The organism is Nostoc sp. 106C, from assembly GCF_002154725.1.
Lineage (GTDB): Bacteria > Cyanobacteriota > Cyanobacteriia > Cyanobacteriales > Nostocaceae > Aulosira.
Genome location: NZ_MTAW01000184.1, coordinates 43352 through 63335 on the forward strand (window position 1 = coordinate 43352; position 19984 = coordinate 63335).

Annotated in this window: 14 protein-coding genes; 9 read left to right on the forward strand and 5 right to left on the reverse strand. The window is 41.1% G+C overall.

Annotated features, from left to right (window positions below; genetic code table 11):
* Positions 1 to 169 precede the first annotated feature (169 nt).
* Positions 170 to 1771 carry a cellulase family glycosylhydrolase gene (locus tag BV375_RS27670; protein ID WP_086766446.1) on the reverse strand — a complete coding sequence of 534 codons (1602 nt, stop codon included), beginning with the start codon at positions 1769 to 1771 and terminating at the stop codon, positions 170 to 172.
* A gap of 578 nt (positions 1772 to 2349) precedes the next feature.
* Between BV375_RS27670 and BV375_RS27675 the strand changes: the two genes are divergently transcribed.
* The gene (locus tag BV375_RS27675; RefSeq protein ID WP_086766661.1) at positions 2350 to 3177 is read left to right on the forward strand and encodes a hypothetical protein; all 828 of its coding nucleotides are present in this window, start codon (positions 2350 to 2352) and stop codon (positions 3175 to 3177) included.
* A 121-nt stretch (positions 3178 to 3298) separates the two neighbouring features.
* On the opposite strand, the gene BV375_RS27680 is transcribed toward BV375_RS27675, so the two are convergent.
* A complete protein-coding gene (locus BV375_RS27680; RefSeq protein WP_086766448.1) occupies positions 3299 to 4087 on the reverse strand; it encodes a hypothetical protein in 789 nt (262 codons plus the stop codon).
* 216 nt (positions 4088 to 4303) lie between these two features.
* Between BV375_RS27680 and BV375_RS27685 the strand changes: the two genes are divergently transcribed.
* From BV375_RS27685 to bcsA, 5 genes are all read left to right on the forward strand, one after another.
* On the forward strand, positions 4304 to 6052 hold the full coding sequence (locus tag BV375_RS27685; protein WP_086766450.1) for a carbohydrate porin: 1749 nt from the start codon (positions 4304 to 4306) through the stop codon (positions 6050 to 6052).
* Entirely contained in the window at positions 6049 to 8406 is a 2358-nt protein-coding gene (locus BV375_RS27690; protein ID WP_086766452.1) for a tetratricopeptide repeat protein, read from the forward strand. Before BV375_RS27685 ends, BV375_RS27690 begins: the two co-directional genes overlap by 4 nt.
* Positions 8407 to 8560: 154 nt before the next feature.
* Positions 8561 to 9823, forward strand: coding sequence for a glycosyl hydrolase family 8 (locus tag BV375_RS27695; RefSeq protein WP_086766453.1), 1263 nt, complete (start codon positions 8561 to 8563; stop codon positions 9821 to 9823).
* A 124-nt stretch (positions 9824 to 9947) separates the two neighbouring features.
* The gene (locus BV375_RS27700; protein ID WP_086766455.1) at positions 9948 to 12305 is read left to right on the forward strand and encodes a cellulose biosynthesis cyclic di-GMP-binding regulatory protein BcsB; all 2358 of its coding nucleotides are present in this window, start codon (positions 9948 to 9950) and stop codon (positions 12303 to 12305) included.
* A 93-nt stretch (positions 12306 to 12398) separates the two neighbouring features.
* Positions 12399 to 15011, forward strand: coding sequence for a UDP-forming cellulose synthase catalytic subunit (gene bcsA / locus BV375_RS27705; protein ID WP_086766457.1), 2613 nt, complete (start codon positions 12399 to 12401; stop codon positions 15009 to 15011).
* A 179-nt stretch (positions 15012 to 15190) separates the two neighbouring features.
* On the opposite strand, the gene BV375_RS36300 is transcribed toward bcsA, so the two are convergent.
* On the reverse strand, positions 15191 to 15406 hold the full coding sequence (locus BV375_RS36300) for a hypothetical protein (protein ID WP_143842231.1): 216 nt from the start codon (positions 15404 to 15406) through the stop codon (positions 15191 to 15193).
* Positions 15407 to 15687: 281 nt separating this feature from the next.
* Here BV375_RS36300 and BV375_RS27710 point away from each other — a divergent pair, with 281 nt between their 5' ends.
* The 3 genes from BV375_RS27710 to BV375_RS27720 all read left to right on the forward strand — a co-directional run bounded on the left by BV375_RS27710 (position 15688) and on the right by BV375_RS27720 (position 17796).
* The gene (locus BV375_RS27710; RefSeq protein WP_086766459.1) at positions 15688 to 16008 is read left to right on the forward strand and encodes a hypothetical protein; all 321 of its coding nucleotides are present in this window, start codon (positions 15688 to 15690) and stop codon (positions 16006 to 16008) included.
* Positions 16009 to 16047: 39 nt separating this feature from the next.
* On the forward strand, positions 16048 to 16593 hold the full coding sequence (locus BV375_RS27715) for a GIY-YIG nuclease family protein (RefSeq protein ID WP_086766461.1): 546 nt from the start codon (positions 16048 to 16050) through the stop codon (positions 16591 to 16593).
* 141 nt (positions 16594 to 16734) lie between these two features.
* Entirely contained in the window at positions 16735 to 17796 is a 1062-nt protein-coding gene (locus BV375_RS27720; protein ID WP_086766463.1) for an S-layer homology domain-containing protein, read from the forward strand.
* Positions 17797 to 18011: 215 nt separating this feature from the next.
* Here the strand turns inward: BV375_RS27720 and BV375_RS27725 are convergent, their stop codons facing one another.
* Together BV375_RS27725 and BV375_RS27730 are read right to left on the reverse strand one after the other, a co-directional pair.
* Positions 18012 to 18446: a CAAD domain-containing protein gene (locus tag BV375_RS27725; RefSeq protein WP_086766663.1), complete on the reverse strand. Its 435-nt coding sequence runs from the start codon at positions 18444 to 18446 to the stop codon at positions 18012 to 18014.
* An 850-nt stretch (positions 18447 to 19296) separates the two neighbouring features.
* A complete protein-coding gene (locus BV375_RS27730) occupies positions 19297 to 19752 on the reverse strand; it encodes a pentapeptide repeat-containing protein (protein WP_086766466.1) in 456 nt (151 codons plus the stop codon).
* Between the last annotated feature and the right edge of the window lie 232 nt (positions 19753 to 19984).

The window sequence follows — 19984 nt, forward strand, 5'->3', positions numbered from 1 at the left end:
TCCCAGAACTAAAGTTAAGGGATTGAGTAAGGAAAAAGGTTCTTTCTCTGCATATCTAAACTCTTGAGACTTTAGATCTATGTACTAAGCTAAAAGCTCTTCCTACTTCCTTGCTAAAAAATGTTTCAGTAAAAGTTATCAAGGCAAAAGAAAATTTCTTTTGCCTTTTTTATTTTTGAATTTTTACTTCTATTTGCCGCACCTGGTAATCTGAACCCAATTTATTAGCGCAAAAACCAATATCCCGCGATTGATGTGGCTCAATTACTCTTCCCCAATCCAAAGGAGTCACAAGATATTGTGTTGTTTCTTGCTGTTGAAAATTAGCATTCCAAGAATTGTTGATTCTAGCTTGATTCAGTTGAAATGTTAGTTGCCAGCTGTTTACCTTAGTATTGCCTGGATTGGTAATTTTCAGGTTGGTACAAACTCCTGTTTCCCAAGTGGCATAAATTTCAGTAGTTACTTGCAGTGGGGGTGTAGATAAAGAAGTTACTGGGATGGAGGAACTGGAAGGCAAGGAGATATCTTTTTTACTAGCTTCTATAGATGGGAGTAGTTGAGATAATAATTGCTGCTTAAGGAGATCGTAATTTTGCCAGTCATCTAGTAAAATGCCGCCTGTATCCCCACTGTTAGGATTCCAACTCCAATAGGCGAAGCTTAAGTTATGCTTCTGGATGTATTTCACTAATTCATTTTGCCAAATGCCCTCTGGAGAAATAGTGTCTACTTGTCGTCCACCAAACTCTCCAATTAAAATCGGAGCAATATTTTCGCTAGAAATATAGTTAAAGCCTATTTGCCAGCGATCAATTAGATTTTTAGGAAAACTAGGTTCTGAGAAATAAGGTTGATTGAACACTCCCGGGCCATACTCATGGGGAGAATAGACTAGCTTATGACGACGAGATAAACGTACTGGGTAGCGTTTGACACCTTCTAGATTACCACCTTGCCAATGCTGCTTCAGTTTTTGGCCAGGGACATTCTTTTCTACACCTTCAACAACAATTAGCCAGTTAGGATTGACACTGAGAATAGCATTGCCTGCACGTTCTGCTGCTAGCCGCCAGTCAGTAGCTAAATCGTTAGTACCCCAACTAGCTTGTCCGTGTGGTTCATTTTTTAAGTCTGCACCAATAACGTTAGCTTGATTTTTATATCTTTCTGCCAGCATTTTCCAGGTATCGATCCAGTCTACTTCTGTAAAACCGTCACCGTACCAAAGTTCGGGAATCTTTTGATCATTCAGGCGGTGACTGTCAAGCAGGATGAATAATCCTTGCTTTTCAGCTTCTTGAATAATTAAATCCATGACTTCCAAAGGTGTTTTGCCTTGGAGTTCTATATTGCTACCAATAGTAAAGTTAATACCATTGACATCAGGCGATGCCTGCGGCGGCAAGCTACGCAATCCAGCCACGGAATAAGGTAACCGAATCAGGTTATACCCAAGCATCCTGATCTGGGCCAACATATCTTTATAATCTCGCTGCCACAGCCCGTGAGGTACGTGTGTCTCTGTTTCCATGCCAAACCAGTTAACACCTCGCAGTAGTACTATGTTGCCTCTAGCATCGACAATTTTTGCGCCCAAGGTGGAAAGCGGTAGCTGTATTGTCATCGCTGCACTGGCCACAGTTAATTGGCTATGGGCAGGCAATTGTGTCACATTCCCTAACAGGAAGATCGCTAAAGTTATGCAGAATAGGAGCGAGCGTTTACGCAACCTCAATTTTTTTTGTTTATTTTTAAAGACTTGTCGCATATTTTTAATTACCTTGCATATAAGTCGAGGTTCTAGAGCAATGATTAAAGTTTTGATGCATTATGTTTTATATAAACCCTGTCGTCTTGAAACCTAATTATTTAAACAAATTTGCCATGGATAACAGTTGATCCCAGAGATGATTACCATAATTCTGCTGATATATAGGTATTATCTAGATGATTTTGGTTCTAAGATAGCAATTCTTCTAATTAGTCTGCACTAGCTTTTATAGAGTAATATTTATCACTAAAAGTTCCTGGATTTGTGAAAAAATTAGATTCTAAATGTCCTAAAAATCTATATATAGCAAGCTTTATAGACTTATCTATGTGTACTTAAGCTTATTTTTATACTAGTGAATTAGTAATTAAATTTACGAAAAATTTAATTACTTCTCTAAGTTCTTCATGGCTCTCATATTGCACATCAGTCATGAAGAGAATAATTTGGATACTAATGCAGTACAAATATTCACTAACCGCTGAAGAGCTATCAAAGCTATATATTGGCAGCGGTAATCAGCCATGCTGCAATCTACCCATTGTTTTATTGAACAAATAACCCTAGTTTTAAATATGTCTTTATCTGCATTGCAAAAATTTTTTCTGCCACCTATTATCGCTTCTTGTGGTGTATTTTCATTAATGTCTTTTCCCCTCGCCGCATTAGGGGAAAAGCAAATTGCGATTAAATTTCAAGAAGAACCTATTTTTTACGGCAAGCTGAGAGATGTTGCTATTCCTTACGTAATATTATCAACTGCACTCAGTGTAGGAGCTGGAATATCAGCTGCGGCCTTTTGTGGTTGGCGACACTCTTCTCGAAAATCAGCAAAATATCAACAAGAATTATCGAATTTAGAGCAACATCTACAAGAAAAAGAAACCTTACTTAAAGAACTTAAACTTTCAGAGTCTCGCCTGCAAGTATCAGGATTAAAGGCTTTTTTGGATGATGAAGTAGCTTTAGACCAAACTCTCCCCTCAAACACTTTAGCTACAACCATATCCCAACCTGTTTTAGTACAAACTCCAGCACTTATAACTGAACAGCCAGTGAATTTTGTATCCCAGGTTGCAACTACACACAATACTAATACAACTGCCAAAACCGTGGCAGCTACCTCTAATTTTGCATCTGCCCAAACCTTTCTGAGCTATGCTCAAACAAATACCAACAATACAGAAGAGCCTGTTGTATTAGAAGAAGTTAATAAGACAACAATCACTCCATCTGAGCTCGAAGAGTTACAAAAACAACTTAGAGAGATGATGTTGCAGATGCAGACAATGCAGAACAATTTGCGAGTTATGCCTCAAGCATCGAATGCTGGAGCAAAAGTCACAGATAAATTTCAGATCTACTATGATGCTTCTACTAGCAATGAGTTTCAGCTGCATTAAATTCAGATCTTAGACTGAGGACAAAATCTAAATAATACTAATAAACACAGATAAACATAAATATTTATCTGTGTTTATCTGTAAGTAATTTGATATCAAAAAGTTCGCGATCTCAATTTATTTAGCGCAGAAACTCGGAAGAGAGTAGAGAAGCATTAGTCTGTCTAGATTTAGCTGGTGCTATTAATGTAGATCTAGTCACTTTGGGTTCTGGCAGAATTTGATAGCGGTTTCCCCAACCGCCATTAAGATCTTCTGGTTGTGGAAGAGATGGTGTTGTTTTCCCTGTAGGTAGAGGGATTGATAAAGTTTGACTAACTTGTGCATATTTTTCGCCTTCGTTAGTAAAGCGCACTAACTTACCTTCAAGTCGGTAATTTTCTAGCTTCAGCTTTTCCTGTGATTTATGATTATCTGACTTTTCCCACTGACCAACAGGATCGAAAGTAGCAATAAATGTCACGTCACTTTCGGGAGTTAGTTTCATCTGTATTTGATTGGCTTGCCATTCTTCCTCAAAACTACCATTAGGTGCGACTTGCCACAGATTCAAATCAGCCTGCCATTTTCCTTGTTTCACTTGTACAATTTGGCGAGCCAAAATAGAACGTTTCGTATTGGCATCAGAGTTCAGCAATGCTCCTGGTTGTTCTGCTGTAGGACGTAAATAGCGGACTGCTGTTACAGTAACACGGCTAGACTCAGGTAAATTTGTACTACCATTTACTCGGTATAAGCTGTTACTTGATAATATTTGGACATTTTTAATTTCTAGCTGGGTTTCTACTTGTGCTTGTTTGACACAGCCATAATTTCCAACCAACAACATAAATGAGGTAAATACTAAAGGAAGAGCCGCAGGTTTATTCTTTATTTTTCGGCTAATATCCTGAAAATGCAAATTTATCATTATAAAGTTAGGCTTTAGAGGTTTATAAAACTAGCTAACTGAGTTTTATGTTTATTTTGCCCAATTTATTTCTAAAAATTGCAAGCTTTACCAATCTTTAACATAGCTATTTAGAAAATTATAAAATCTGTTTATATAGAGGTAAATACTCAGATTCTTTGCTAAAGTGGCAACATCAAATAAAGTAAAGACTTACTTGTAAATTCAACTAGGCTCATGAGCCAAAAAGTATTAAATTGTCTTAGATTTACTTTTGCACAACAGCCCCAGAAGGTGCATTTACTGCTGAGTAGCGTCGCAGTCTCGATTATTTGGATATTGGCTGTGAATGAAGCATCTTTAGCTCAAGTAGATCCTAATCAACAAGAAGCTAAAGATTTCCAACTGAGCAATACAAACTTGTTACCAGTACCGCAATCATCCATACCTAAGGGTCAATCAGTACCAAAATTGCAGACAGTACCTCCGCCACCAACAGCAGATGGTATGGGGATGCCTGCGGCGGGCTACGCCTACGCACCGTTGGTCAATCCGATACCAAAAGCTGTGCAACAGCAACCAGTAAATAATCTCCAGCAACAGGAGACTAGCTTTATTCAACAGCAGGTGAGACCAAGATCTGTTACACTCCAAATTCCAAAGCCAACAAATGTAATACGCACAGCAGCTGATGGAGAGACCTCTGACCTCGGCTTGGGATTGTTGAGACAAGTAGATAGCTCTCCAGCAGCCTCATTACCGCCATTTGCTAGTAAGGTTGCAGATCAAGAGTTTAGTGCACCCACAGCACCGACTTTTAATCAGCTACTTAACTCCCAAGCAGCCCCATTACCGCCACTTCCAGATACAAATACTACGCCCCAATCTAATGTCACCACCGCAACGCCAACATTTAATCAACTACTGACACCTCCAACTTCTGTTTCGCCAACACAACCTAAAACAATAACTAGCCAACAGCATCCTGTGTTCACTAGCCGTGCTTTAAGAGAACCCTTTTTACAACTCCAAGGTGTCTATGTCACTCAAGGAGGTGATACCTCAGCACGGGCAAGAGTTACGGGAGTTTACCCACTTTCTCCTCAAGCCTTAGTTGGAGCGACTTTAGACTTAACTAGTCAAGGTAGCAGCTTTGATGATTCTAGACGAGAGGGTTTGAACATCAACGAGCTTTATTTAGCCACTTCCATCGCCGGCATCCCTAATTTGCGGTTTGTGGTAGGTCAGATAGATTTAACGTCTTATTTTGACCGTAATAGTTTTGCCAAAGATGGGGCCAGTCAATTTTTTAACCCGGTATTTCAAACCAACCCAGCATTAGCAGCAACGGGGATTGCTTCTCGCCCCGCTTTGTTAGTTAACTGGAGTGTCACAGACAATATTGAAGCAAAAGCAGCAGTTTTTTCCTCAGCAGACAAAATCAGTGACTTTTCCTTAGATGGATTTGCAGGAGAAGTTGCTGTTCGTTACGGGAATGCCATTATTCGTGGTACTTATGCCTCAGATCGGGATGCTGGTGTTCGGGATAGCTTTGCCGAAAGCTATAGCATTGCTAGGGGAAATAATGAATTTGGTCCGATCAAAACCGATCGCGAAGAAGCATACGGTCTGAACGCTGAAGTTTTTATTCCTAATTTGAAACTAGGTGTTTTTGGGCGCTACGGTCGCTACGAAAACCGCGACCTAGGACAGGGTGCAGATACCTATATCTTAGGAGCCAGCTTATTAGATTTGTTTACCCGAGATGATCGCCTAGGGCTAGCTTATGGACGTGCTTTATCGAGCGATCGCCTGCGTCGTGGAGATAGGCCAGATGTGTTGGAACTTTACTACGATTTTCAACTTATTCCTAATCTGCGGCTAGGTTTTACAGTTCAAGGACGCGATAATTTCTCAGAAACAGTTGTGGGTGTCAGAGTCAAATCAGAGTTTGATGTAACTCCAAGCGGGAGAGTTGCTCGATGAGTCACAATAAACAAGGCAAAAGCCAAAAGCCAAAAGGTAATATCATTCAACATCTTTCTCTTTTGACTTTTTCGTTGACCCTTTTTACTTATGTGGTAACTTTGCCACCACTGGGAAACACTGCCTCAGTCCAAGCACAAAGTTCATCGACATTGGTAAAAAAAGGTTTTACCTTGTTAAATAAGGGGTTGGTAAATGATGCAATTACCACATTCCAACAAGCGCTCAAGGGCCAACCGTCATCTTTACAAGCAAGGTTAGGATTAGCGATCGCTTATCGCCGCGCTGGACGCATTGCGGAAGCTTGGAGTGCTTATCAACAGGTAGTAGCCGTAGACCCCAATAATCAACTAGCTCTAAAGACAATTGGTTTACTGGGCAGTTATCGTCCTGAGTGGCAAGTACAGGGAATTGCAGCTTTGACTACTTTACTGAAGTCGAATCCCAATGACCTAGAAGCTCTCGGATACCGTGCTCTACTCTACTCATATCAGGGAAGGTTTACAGAGTCGATAGCAGACTACCAACCTGTACTGGCAAGTAACCCAACGCCAGAGGTCGTAATTGGTGCTGCCCAAACTTATAGCTATGGTGGTGAATTTTCCCAAGCTTTGGAGTTATTTAACCGTTACCAAGCCACTGGAAAACCTATTGTCGGTTACGCAGCGGTAGCTTACGGTCGCACCTTACGAGAAACCGGGGACACCGCAGGGGCAGTACAAGTTTTACAAGCGCAGTTACAGCGCTCAAAGACTCTCGATGCCATAGCCATTGAGACTCGTAAGGAACTAGCTATTGCTTACCTTGCCAATCAACAGCAAGCACAAGCATTAGCAATATTAGATCCATTACAAGGTAGAGCAGATGCGATTTTACCCTTAGCGCGATCGCTTAATGAAATTCGCAAACGGATCAACAACCCCACTCTGACACAGCAAGTGATCGATCTTTATCGTCAGGCGCTGACAAACACTCCCAATCCTTCCCCTACATTGCTGCGAGAAGTCGCTGATGTGTATAGTGGATTCCCCCAAGGGCGGCAAACAGCACTGCAACTTTATCGACAGGCAGCTTTACAGTTTCCGAGCGATCGCAGTTTGGTTGTACAGCAATTAGCTTTGGAATCTCAACTAGGAATGCTTGCTAAACATGACTTAAGACAGCGTTTGGCTGCTGTATTGCAACCCTTACCCACTGACCGCGCGCAACAGCAACAACTAGCTAATGCCTTGGTAAATATTGATGCCCCCGATGCAGAATTTTTACCTGTGTACCAAAATCTTTTGCAAACAGGAGTAAATGCACCGTTCTTGAATTTCCGCCTAGCTCAGATGTATATACAGCGAAACGATCTTAATGCTGCTAGGCAAGCCTTGGCAGCTTACACCAATAGTAATAAAAGTAATAAAGATCTTGCCCCGCAATTACTTGCAGCAGAAATTGAGCGCCGGGAAGGTAGTTTAGAAGCCAGCGCCCGACGTTACCAAGCTGTACTTAGCAGCCGTCCCGATAGTAGTGATATTGTTGATGCGGCTTTGCGGGGGCTTGCTGGTGTGCGATTGCAACAAAAACATCTCGATGAAGCTGTGGCTGCGTATGACCAATTACTAGCTCGCAATCCTCAAGATTTGCCAACTCAGCTAGGACGTGCCAGTATCGCTTATCAAGCCAAGCGGATTTCTCAACCAGAAGCAGAGGCAGTTCTCAACAATTGGTTAGCAACACAGCCTGCAAGCAATACTCCAGCAGAATTATACAGTTTAGTGGGAGTGTTACCTACCGACCCCCAAAGAGAAGCTTTATATAATTACCTATTACAAATAGATCCTAGCTACATACCATTGCAACTACGCTTGGTGCAGGTCATAGCACAACGCAATCCCAGTCAAGCCCAAGCAAGGGTAAAACAGTTAATTGCCCGTTTGGCTAACAACCCAGACTCCTACCAGTTACAGGCAGAGTTAGCTCGTGCTGTTGGCAATTTGGATTTAGCCAATGTTGCTTATCAAAATATTTTGGCACAGCAACCAGATAACATAGATGCCCTGGCCGCTTTAGGAGGAATTCACTTTGAACAACGCCGCTTTGAGTCAGCACAGGAAATTTATAGTCAAGTGTTGGCTCAAAAGCCGGATGACAAAGATGCAAGACGCGCTTTGGCTGGATTGAGAGCTATTTTAGACCAGCCCTTGTCTGCCTTGGCACAGCTAGAACAGTTACAACTAGAAGCGATCGCCCAAGGGTCAACCGATACTGATGTAAATCGCCAGATGCAGCAAATACAAGAGGACTTTCTTCTGCGGCGAGGTTTTCAACCACCTTGGGAAGATCCACAACGCCGAAGTAAAAATTAAATTTCTTCACGGAATATTAGTAATCCCCAGTTAATTGGGAACTACCTCAGGGGAACAATAAGGGCAGGTTACGCGAAAAGGAACAAAATTCTAGCATTGCTTTTTTGCTTCCTGCACCCTTTACCAACGTTTCACAAATCAAACACTTCTTAGGATGCGGTACCTCCCAAAAGTGGCAGTTCTTCTTTGCCCAATCGGCCTATATGCCTGTGTCTTAGTCGTAAATCCCAAAACACCAAACGATCCAACTCCAGTAGCCAATGTCTCTAGTTCTAATGTAAATAGTAGTGAAAAAATGCCAGTGTTTTTGGCAGCTTTACCACAATCGACCTCCAATCGGGAGTTACTAGCCGAAAGCTGGGACAGCTACCGTCGCAAATTTATTCAAGGTGATGGGCGAGTAATTGACTATGAAGCCAGCGATCATTCCACTAGTGAAGGTCAAGCTTATGCCATGTTGCGAGCCGTACTCATCGATGATCCCGAAACTTTTGCTCTGACTTTAAAGTGGGCAGAAAGTAACCTGATGCGGCAACAGAATGGTAAACCTACAGACAGCTTGTGGGCTTGGAAATGGGGACAAAAACAAGATGGTAGCTGGGGTATCATTGACAGCACCTTTGCCAGTGATGGCGATATTGATGCCATTACTGCCTTGATTTTTGCAGCACGACGCTGGAATCGTCCGGAGTACATGGAACTAGCAAAAATCAAACTGCAAGATTTGTGGAAACTTTCTAGCATTTCCAGTCCTGACGGAAAACGCTATCTGCTTCCTGGCCCTACGTCAGCATTTGCTCCGAATGAATCTACCCTCTACCTCAACCCTTCCTATCTTGCTCCCTATGCTTTTCGCATATTTGCACAAGTCGATCCCGCACGTGACTGGTTGAGTTTAGTAGAAAGCAGCTACCAAGTTCTGGAAAATTCAGCACAGCTTTCTACTGTTGGTTTGCCCAGTGATTGGGTGGCTTTAAATGTAAAAACAAAACAATTCCAAACCACACCAAATTCTAGTGCCTTAAAGAGTTTGTATGGTTTTGATGCTTATCGAGTGTGGTGGCGGTTATCACTTGATGCTGTCTGGTTCAATTCACCACAAGCGCAGCAATATTTAGAGAAATTCACTCAACATTTACAAAATTTGTGGACTCAACAATCGTACCTACCAGCACGCATCGACCTCCAAGGAAAAGCATTGGTAGATTACGATGCTACATCCCAATACGCCATGTTTTATACAGCCATGCGCTTGATTAAACCAACACTAGCGCAAGAAATACTACAAAAAAAATTATTACCTCAATACAAGCAAGGAATTTGGGGCGAACACTCAGCATATTACACCCAAAACCTAGCTTGGTTAGGGTTATTGCCTCCAGAGTCAATGCCGAAACAGCTAATTAAAGCTAATTAGCTGGAGGTTGTGTTGTTTAGCCAAAAAGAATAGGAGATATAAAAATTACAAGTTTAATAAGCAGTTTCACTTAATAAATCGCATTTAAAAACAAAAATCCGTATATCTACCATCAAACACTACCATGAAGCAGTTGTTTCATCTTTTACCCACTGGCACAAAAGTAATTATTGTTACTTCCTGCTTTTTATTATTTCCTGATTCATCATTCAATGTTAATGCTCAGAGCAAAGATAACAATCTGCAACAGTCAGTTTTATTGGCACAAGCAAATACAGCAAGTAGGAGTACACAAAAGTTAGAAACAAACGCCCTCGCAGAAGGTGCTGATGCCAAAAATCTGATAACTTACAATTTAGAATTTAATCGCAGTCCGATTGTGGGCAATCGTATGCGGTTGCGGGGAGTTTATTCGGAAGCTCGCCTTGCCTTTACCCGTCCTCGTAGCTGGAAACTCGATCGGGGTCAGGTGAAAGCTTTAATCCGTTTCCAACACTCGCCAGCATTATATGCTAGTCGTTCTAACCTGACTATGCTAGTTAATGGCACTAGTGTCGGTAGTGTACCGCTGAACCGGAAACAGTCTCAAATCGGTCAAGTATTGTTGAACATACCACCGAAATTACTTCAGGACTATAACGAATTAACAATTGTCGCCCAGCAGAATAACTCTCTAGAATGTAGTAATCCTAATAGTCCGGATTTGTGGACAGAAATTCTGCCAGATTCCAAATTAATTTTTAACTTCCAACAACAGCAGATTCCCCTCAATTTTAGTCGCTATCCCTATCCTTTCTTTGATGAACTAGGCTTAGATACCAACCAAATTGTTTACCTCCAACCTAGCCAGGTGAGTCAATCTTGGCTGACTCCCGCAGCGCGCTTACAAGCAACCTTAGGTAGAATTGCAGATTTTCGTCCAATAGAGACGAGCTTGGTGTCTGATGTGTCAGATGTGAAGACGAACCAACGCTTAGTAATTATAGGTACACCAAGCGAACAACCTGCCTTAGCTACTTGGAAGAATTTGCCTCTCAAAGTTATTAGCTCTCAAGTTCTTGATCGCGATAACAACCCGATACCCGAAGACACAGGGATATTGTTGATCTCCCGCATTGATAAAAGTAATATTCCAGTATTAATTGCTACTGGTAATAGTAGTAAAGCTGTGGCGAAGGCAGTGCAGTTTTTGACCCAGCCTGATGTGCGGAAAATGGGTACGGGTCAGGTAATTTTAGTTGATAAACTCCAGGAGACACTTACACCTGGACTCCGCCAATGGCCTCGTTATTTACCAGAGAAAAATACATTTCAACTCAGCGATATTAAAACCCAAGTAAACGGTCAGCCTTTTGCTGATGTAACTGTACGTGGTGCAGCAGCACCACCAATTGATATTGATTTCCGTGCTTTACCTGATGATCGCTTTGTTCGGGGTAGTTCGATGAACCTTGTTTACAGCTACGGGCCGCAAATTAATCCCAGAACCTCTGCTGTAGAAGTGCTACTAGATGGCGTATTCATTGGGGGAGCACGTCTTGATTCTGAATCAGGCGCAAATCGCAAAAACCTAAAAGTAAATTTGCCGGAAAACCTGATTAAGCCTAACTCTAAACTGCAAGTGTTTTTCCGGATGAATTCCAGAGAACCGTTTGATAAACAAAACTGTCTTCAGCCACCGGATCAGCAACTCACAGGTACAGTGCATTCTGATACTAGTTTCGACTTGCGGCGAGAAATCTCAGCAGATTTACCAGATCTAAACCTGTTGAAATTTGGGTTTCCGTTTACTGCGCCTCAGGATTTGTCAAAAACGGCGATTATCCTACCACAAAACCCCGCTACTACAGATGTGTTAACTTTGCTGGCATTTAGCGATCGCCTAGGACGACTTAGCCAAGCGGATGCAGTCAAACTAGATGTTTACACGCCAGATACATTACCTGAAACAGTCCGCAATAATGACCATTTAGTAGGAATTGGCACACGGGAAAAGTTTCCGATTCCTGATGTGTTTCAATCTAGCGGCTTGAACTTAAGCCAAGCATTTTCTCGCTTATCAGCCCAAGCAACAATTCAAACCCCTCAGGATGGGCAAGGGATGATCAAGCAAATTATCTCTCCTTGGAACAGCGATCGCGTGATTTTGGCTTTGACAGCTCAATCTGAAATTGGTTTAGAACGAGTGCGACAAGTCCTCAATCAAGACTCGTGGTTCTTCCAACTTAAAAAAGATACGGTGCTGATTAGTAGCGACCAAAGAAACCCTGCTCCCTACGATCCCGATGCTTATCAATTAGATTTTTTCCAAAGTGCTCCTTCTATTAAGCGCTGGGAAAAAACCACTTTCCTGAGTAAGGTATCACGCCTCGTTCAAGAAAATTGGCTATTGCTACCTGTAGGAGTTGTTGGTTTCTCAATTTTGCTTTATGGCATTTCTCAGTTGTATATTAAACGTTTATCTAATGACGAGAAGAAGTAAAAAATGCAAATTTCCGCGACTCTGACAAATAATTATCTGCGTAAATTTGCAACTTAAAACTCAAATTTCACAACTAAAAGTTTAACATTACAAATGTCTTCTTCTTCATACAGACCACCTCGTAAACCAGGCGATCGCCAGCGCGCTAAATTAACTAAATGGCTTATTGACCTGACTCCCAGTTTCTTTGAGCGTGTTCTCGACAACATGGGTGGAAACCAGTTGAAGTTTTTGGCTGCGCTGCTATTGTTGCTTTCGGTGCCATTAATTATCACGCCAATAGAAGTTTGGCAGCAGGGTGCAGTTGCCGTCTTTTTAGTGTTAGTTGGTCAGTTAGTTATACAAGCTGAAAATCAAGAATCTTCTGCTGACATCAGCCATTATTACCATCTATTTATGGTGTGGTTGAGTTTGGTGACAACACTGCGTTATTTATATTACCGCACCAGTTACACCCTGAATTTTGATGGGTGGGTGAATAGTATTGCTTGTTTACTGTTATTTGCAGCAGAACTCTACGCCATTTTGACCTTGGTGTTGGCATATTTTCAAACTCTCAAAATTAAAGAACGTCAGCCAGTTAATTTATCTACTATTGCAGAAGCAGAATGGTTCAACGTTGATATTTACATCCCAACATATAACGAAGACGTTGAGATTGTCCGTAAGACCGCATTAGCAGCCTTAGTTTGCGATTATGCTGCTAGCAAAAAGAAGGTTTATATTCTGGATGATGGTCGCCCGGAAAAGTACAAGGAAAATGACCCACGTCGAGAAAAGTTCAGCGCCAGACGAGAACAACTCCGGCAAATGTGCGAAGAACTCGGCTGTATACACATGACGCGGGATAATAATGACCACGCCAAGGCTGGCAATATCAACACCGCATTTCGCAAAACTGACGGCGACTTAGTGATGATTTTGGATTGCGACCATATTCCGTCACGCCAATTTCTATTGCATACAGTGGGCTTTTTTTTCGACCCGAAAGTTTCTTTTGTGCAAACTCCCCACTGGTTCTATAACCCAGACCCCTTTGAGCGTAATTTGCTTACTCACGGTAAAATCCCCGTGGGCAATGAACTGTTTTATAAAGTGCTACAAAAAGGTAACGATTTTTGGAATGCTTCCTTTTTCTGCGGTTCAGCAGCATTGATCCGTAAATCCCATGCTTTGGAAGTTGGGGGAATTGCCGTAGAAACGGTTACAGAAGATTGTCATACTGCTTTGCGGTTGCATTCTAAAGGTTACAAGTCGGTGTACTACGACAAAATTATGGTGGCTGGCTTAGCACCAGAAACCTTTTCTTCCTATGTAGGACAACAAGTACGTTGGGCTAGGGGAATGGCGCAGATATTGCGGTTGGAAAATCCCTTCTTTAACCGCAAACTGAAGCTAACATTTGCGCAGCGAATTTGTTATTTAAGCGCAACTTCGCACTTTTTATATGGATATCCCCGATTAGTATATGCGATCGCTCCCACTTTATTTTTATTATTTGGGATTAACTCTGTCCAAGGTTTAGGTTTAGAAACATTGGCCTACGCCATACCACATATCATCCTCTCTTTGTCAGCCAATTATATTATCTACAAACACGTCCGGTTCTCTTTCTGGAATGAAATTTTTGAATTTGCAATGGCTTTCCAGGCTGGGTGGGTTACTTTGTTGGCGCTGATTAATCCCAAGTTGGGTTCGTTTAACGTTACTGATAAAGGAGTATCTGTTACCCAACGAATCTTTGACTGGGAATCGATGCGCAATCTGTTGTTGGTAACTGGGGTGGTGATTGCTTCCTTGCTGGCTGTCCCCTATTGGCTACTACTACGCCCTGAAGATTGGCAAGCTGTCTTAGTCAATACGATGTGGTCTTGTTTTAACCTAATTTTGCTGATAGCTGCTTTGTTAGTTGGCTTTGAACAACCGCAAGTACGTTCTGCACACCGATTACAACGACGCCTCAATGTGGTTATTTCGAGTAACGACCAAGTAGTTATGGGCGAAACAATAAATATCTCAGAAACCGGGGCGTTAATTTCTTTAGAATCTTGGCCCAATTTAGCAGATGAAGTAGAAATTGAAGTGATGGGAGATTTTACCGCTAGAGTCACCCTCACAGCACGGATTATCCGTGTTTCCCCGGCTAACGATACAGAAACACATTTAGCAGTGGATTTTGTGAATCCTAATCCTGCCCAACTTGATGATTTAACTTTAGTTTTATATTCTGATGTCCGGGAATGGTATTCCCAAAAGCGGCAGTATGCAGACAAGCCAATGGCTTCCTTTGGATTTTTGGCTACTAGTCTGACTCGTTCTTTACGCGATATCAAACAACCCAGCCGTAAAAAGGTACGCAAGCAAGTACAAACTCTCGGTCAACTTTATTGGGATGGTCACTTCTTCTCTGGAGTTGCAACCGAACTAGGAGTTACAGGTTTACGGTTAGAGTTAGAAGATACAAAAGCCGTATCCTCTAACAGAATACTCAGGGAACAGGACTGGCACACCATGCGAACGGTCAAACCGCTTGTGGGTTTGCTGTTAAATCACGACGCAGATAACCCACAAGCTAGCCGCTTTGTGGCAGAAATTACCGCAGTAGAGGAACAACCCAACGGTAAAATTGCGATTGAGTTTCATTTTCCTGAGAAATTTAAGCAACGCCAAGACACCAAAATTAAACAGCTCTTGCAAATCCTGTAGTGAGCATGAAAATTATTTTGCCAGATTACAGGTAGTTAAGGCTTAAGGCGATCACATTCAAAAATTATAACGGTTTTATCGGCGTTGCATAAGTAGAGGCGGGGAAACCCCGCCTTTTACTTTAAGACAATCCATGAGACACAATCATTGATTAAATCGGTATCATAGCATTTTGGATTTTAGATTTTGCGGAAAGTTGAGCCAGTGCGTTGCGGTGAATCCAGCCCTGAAGGCGGGTTTCCCGCCGTAGGGGACTGGTGAACCCGGAGGGAGGTTCCCTCCGTTGTAGCAACTGGCGTTGCGTGGGCGGGTTTCCCGACTTGAGCAAACTTTCCAAGACGGATTGTGAAACATCTATTGGATAAGCGTTTCAGATTTTCATCGGTCGCAATCATTTTTCAAATCGGTATCAGGATCACATCCAGACGCACAGGCGCAGAGAATAAGAGTTTGAAAGATTGAATTTTTGAATTTCATGTCCACAGAGGATTTCTTTATTAAATTCAGTCTAGAGACTGCTGAAGAGGTCACATAATCCCATAAGCTGAACTTAAAGCGATTTTTTGCTACAGGTCGTCTTAGTATTCCGAGAATACAGACTTTGTCTGTTGGGCGACGACTGGTAAAATGTCGCTTAAGTTGTATTATCACTCAGTGCTTAATCCCCAGTTTCAAAATGCCTCTAAAAATTGTCCAGAACTTCGATAGTAGTTTTACTCTTGAACCCCAAGCTCAAGAAAATTTATTCAAATTATTAACAAATGAAAACTTTATTAGCCAGATTTGTCAACAATTACAATGTCAAAAAGTCGAATTTACCAAATTACTTTTTCAGCCAGTTCCTTATAGTTTAAGCACTCCTAAAGGAATGCCGGCAGACTTTGAAAAATATCATACATCTGACGAATACGCTATCATTAACGTACCGCCAAATTTTATGTTTAATGCTAAGGTTTTTCACCCCAGTCGCTTGTGTGCAATATACCGAATTGGGTAATTCCGATTTACTGTTCACTACAAATTATGAATTTAGGTTATGAATACTGAAACAAATATTCGTGCGTTGGCAACACTGGAATATGTTCCTTACATAGATGATACTGGCCAACTACCGGAACAATTTCAGGGTAAAATTGGAGTTTACGCAATTTTTGACCAAGAAAGAGTACTGCAATTTATAGGCTATTCTCGTGATGTTTATCTCAGCCTCAAGCAGCATTTAGTACGTCAGCCACAACAATGCTATTGGTTGAAAATTCAAACTATTGACCGTCCAAGCCGTACTGCTTTAGAAAGTATCGAGCAGGCTTGGATTGCTGAAAATGGCACTATGCCGTTAGGTAATGGCAAACACAAAGAAAAATGGATCAATCCTATCGGTGTTAAAGCACTAATGACAACTGAAGAAAGGGAAAATTATCAAAAGCCAGTCAATGACGAATTAGCACAAATAAAAATTTTGAAAAATGTAGCACGTCGAGTAGAGGCGGATATTTTAGCTGTATTAGAAACCCGTGGTTGCCAAATGCAAATTCGCTTTAATCCTAAGTTGAAAGAAGAAGGACTGCTTGATTTGAAATGAGAGTGGTTTTCCCTACATTTAAATTTATAACTCAAATTATAATTATGCAGTCACAAAGGCTCCACAAAACCAATTTGGGTATTAATATTTAATTGTTTAATTAAATTTAGATGCCGATTTTATGCTATTAGGGTGCCTAAGATGACAAATACGCCACCTCCCGATCCTGAGTCATCACAAAAAAATGCCCTTGGCTTTGATGAATTTATAGCCGTTCTGGTTGCTTTCACGACTATTGGCACAATTCTATTTTGGTCATTGTCCCGTAAGGACTCTGGCTGGAATTTAAACGGGGTACTGTCTCCAACTGCCTCACCTAATATTGGTATAAATCAAGGGTTACCCTCTCCTACGCTTAAGCAACTACCAAATCAAGGTACCTTACCATCACCTCTGTCTACACCTATTGTTGAACCTAGTAGTGTTCCACTAACTATTGACCAGGTGCCTTCCACTTCAGTTTTGCCACCCACTCATATCACCCCAAGCTTTCCCGCACAAGAACAAGCACCTTTGCCGTTATCTAGCAAAGTCATACCAAAACCATTCTCTTTGGTGACCCCCTCGAAGAAAAAGTCAATAATTCCACCACCTATTGCATTTAACGATGTACCGGCTGATTTTTGGGGTCGACGTTTTATTAATGTTCTTTCTTCCCGTGGTATTATCAAGGGCTTTCCAGATTATTCTTTTAGACCAAATCAGCCTGTAAAACGTGCTGAATTTGCTGCCATACTGCAACAAGCGTTTGAAAATAAGCCTACTAAAAATACGCTTAAGTTTAAAGATGTCAAAGAAAAATTTTGGGCAACTCCAGCAATTAACCAGGCTATCAGTACAGGATTTTTGAAAGGTTACCCTAATCAAACCTTTCAACCAGAACAAAAAATTTCGCGAGTGCAAGTTTTAGTAGCTTTGGTTAGCGGGTTGAATCTCAAAACACCTGCATCCCCAGAGACGGTTTTAAAAATTTATCAAGATGCTAAAGATATTCCTAAATATGCTACTGCTAAGATAGCATCTGCCACAGCCAATGAACTGGTTGTCAATTATCCCGATCCGGGAGTATTTGCCCCAAACAAAGAAGCTACCCGTGCTGAGGTAGCTGCTATGGTCTATCAAGCTTTAGTTAGAATGGGGCGATTTGAGGAAATTCCCTCTAAAAATATTGTCCGCTTGCCGCAGTCAATCCAGGAGTATTAAGAAGTGAAAGTGGTTGAGTACTTTTTGATTTTGCAACACCACATTCAACAGGGTTCTGATAAGTCCACAGGCTAAAGTCTTGATCTAAGTTTTCATAGCCGCACCCTTGAGGGTGGCGGCTACAGCTAAACTGCATTGTAACCACTTTCACTAATATTTACCTAACAGCAGCACTGAGCATACACATTAGGTTGAAAGCTGTGGTCAACTATACATTACTCTGGAGAACCTTTACCCACAACTTGTGATTTGAGAGTTGTAATTTCGTTGGTTAACTCTTTCCTAGTTGAAGCTTTGAGTAAATAGCGATAAACAAACCAGGCGGAGTAACCAATACCAATCAACTCAAAGGTAGGTGCTACTAAGGGAATATCGTTCAAAGAATCTAAGATTGCCAAGAGTACCTTAACCGCGACAATTGCTCCCACAATTAAACCGACGGAAATTAAGGGCTGCTTGTATTGATTAAAGAAGTTTCCGAGATAATCAGGCAGTGTTCCTAAAAAGCCAGAAATTTGTTCTCCGTATTTTAGCCATTGCTCTTGAGACTGCACGGGAGGCTGGAGTTTAGTGATAGTACCTGTTTGATTGTTGATATCTGTCATCGTGGTCTCTGAAGACTTGGTTTCTGTGAATTCCGGTTCTTGCATTTTCGCTTCCATAAATTGTAACAGTTGAGTTTCTCTAATCTGGACAATTACAACCAAAAGGCTGTTGATTAGGTGATGCATGAGAGCATCAGTGCAACTGAGTTTGGGTTTAAAAGGGTTTTAGTGCCCTATCACCATAATTGTCCTTTAACCACTACTTCATCAACTACCAGGTAGCAAGTCAGTAGGAGGATAAAAGTCAAAAGGCAGCAGGAGCTATAAAAAATCAGCTTTCTGAGTTCTGTTTTTTAAATCAACTGGAATCCTCAGGTTGCTATTATCCCATGTTGTGTCAGTTGCCCATTATCGTACTCATTAGAAGTACAAATCATGCAAAAGTCAGTCCACCTCTTATTTATACAAGCTTAAAACCCGATTTTATCGGATATTAAAGCTATCTTAAGCAGTGTTCGTCAATTAACTCATTCGTAGTGATATTAATACCGAAGCAAAGTTTTTATGTATTTGAATGGGCTAGACAGAAAAATTATTTTATGATATGTAGCTATCTTAGTTTGATGATTATAAAAATCGAGAGTTGTTTTATTTCCTCCTGTCTCATAGATATGTAAGCTATATCAGCGGCCAATGAAATATTTTTATTTGTAGGTGAGGCTGGTTAGCGGATTGCAGGAAAAAATAGTATTAAGCTGATGTCTATGTGTCTCATACACTTCTACTTATTTTTTCGTACTTGAAAAAATAAAGTCTTAGTTCTCAAACATAAGAATGTTGAGAATATTTTAGTGATGATTCAAAGAAAGATTTAGGATCAGGCTGACTAAAATTCAGTTTTTCTTATCCTAAATCTCTTAAGTGCAAGTTATGTTAATACTTACTCAGTTCAGCATTATTTCCAATCGGGAATTTCTGCATCCTCTCCACCAATGCCGATTCCGGTATGATATATTTCTGCATCCGTGATAGTTAGGTTATTCATTGATGCTTGATACACATTAGAATCGTAAATTTTAGCACGAGTCAAATTGACATTATTGAGATTGGCTTGCTTTAAATTTACATTGGTTATGTACGCTGAAGTTAAGTTAGCACCTGCTAAGTTTGCGCCAGTGAGATCGGCACCTTCCAGGTTAGCTTCAGTAAGATTTGCGTTTTGAAGATTTGCACCTCTAAGATCTGCACCAATCAAATGAGCGCTACTGAGGTTGGCGCCTGATAGATTACACCCAATACATTCCCCAGTTGCCAACAATTTTTGTAAATCTTGCGGATTATCAGCTTTCACTACGTTAGTGAAAAATAGGGGAGTTGCTAAGGCTAGAACCGCTAATAGCTGGAGTTTCATAATTTCCCCCTTTGTACTCAAGTTATGTCCGTTCTTTTCCTCACAATTCTATTATCTCACTAAATTACTGTAATTATGTTAATTGAGTACACAAGCTTGTAAGGAAATAGAACTTGTTTAGTATTGATTCTAATCAGCTATTAACTAAGGATTTGGAGTGATAGATGCACAGTAAATCATGAAACCTTGACTTGTCAAATTCCTGTTAAATCTTATTAAGGAATTGTACAAA

What these genes read in the sequence shown, in the direction of transcription:
- BV375_RS27670 (WP_086766446.1), bottom strand. Translation starts at nt 1,771, where the DNA reads ATGCGACAAGTCTTTAAAAATAAACAAAAAAAATTGAGGTTGCGTAAA.
- BV375_RS27675 (WP_086766661.1), top strand. Translation starts at nt 2,350, where the DNA reads ATGTCTTTATCTGCATTGCAAAAATTTTTTCTGCCACCTATTATCGCT.
- BV375_RS27680 (WP_086766448.1), bottom strand. Translation starts at nt 4,087, where the DNA reads ATGATAAATTTGCATTTTCAGGATATTAGCCGAAAAATAAAGAATAAA.
- BV375_RS27685 (WP_086766450.1), top strand. Translation starts at nt 4,304, where the DNA reads ATGAGCCAAAAAGTATTAAATTGTCTTAGATTTACTTTTGCACAACAG.
- BV375_RS27690 (WP_086766452.1), top strand. Translation starts at nt 6,049, where the DNA reads ATGAGTCACAATAAACAAGGCAAAAGCCAAAAGCCAAAAGGTAATATC.
- BV375_RS27695 (WP_086766453.1), top strand. Translation starts at nt 8,561, where the DNA reads ATGCGGTACCTCCCAAAAGTGGCAGTTCTTCTTTGCCCAATCGGCCTA.
- BV375_RS27700 (WP_086766455.1), top strand. Translation starts at nt 9,948, where the DNA reads ATGAAGCAGTTGTTTCATCTTTTACCCACTGGCACAAAAGTAATTATT.
- bcsA (WP_086766457.1), top strand. Translation starts at nt 12,399, where the DNA reads ATGTCTTCTTCTTCATACAGACCACCTCGTAAACCAGGCGATCGCCAG.
- BV375_RS36300 (WP_143842231.1), bottom strand. Translation starts at nt 15,406, where the DNA reads ATGATTGCGACCGATGAAAATCTGAAACGCTTATCCAATAGATGTTTC.
- BV375_RS27710 (WP_086766459.1), top strand. Translation starts at nt 15,688, where the DNA reads ATGCCTCTAAAAATTGTCCAGAACTTCGATAGTAGTTTTACTCTTGAA.
- BV375_RS27715 (WP_086766461.1), top strand. Translation starts at nt 16,048, where the DNA reads ATGAATACTGAAACAAATATTCGTGCGTTGGCAACACTGGAATATGTT.
- BV375_RS27720 (WP_086766463.1), top strand. Translation starts at nt 16,735, where the DNA reads ATGACAAATACGCCACCTCCCGATCCTGAGTCATCACAAAAAAATGCC.
- BV375_RS27725 (WP_086766663.1), bottom strand. Translation starts at nt 18,446, where the DNA reads ATGCAAGAACCGGAATTCACAGAAACCAAGTCTTCAGAGACCACGATG.
- BV375_RS27730 (WP_086766466.1), bottom strand. Translation starts at nt 19,752, where the DNA reads ATGAAACTCCAGCTATTAGCGGTTCTAGCCTTAGCAACTCCCCTATTT.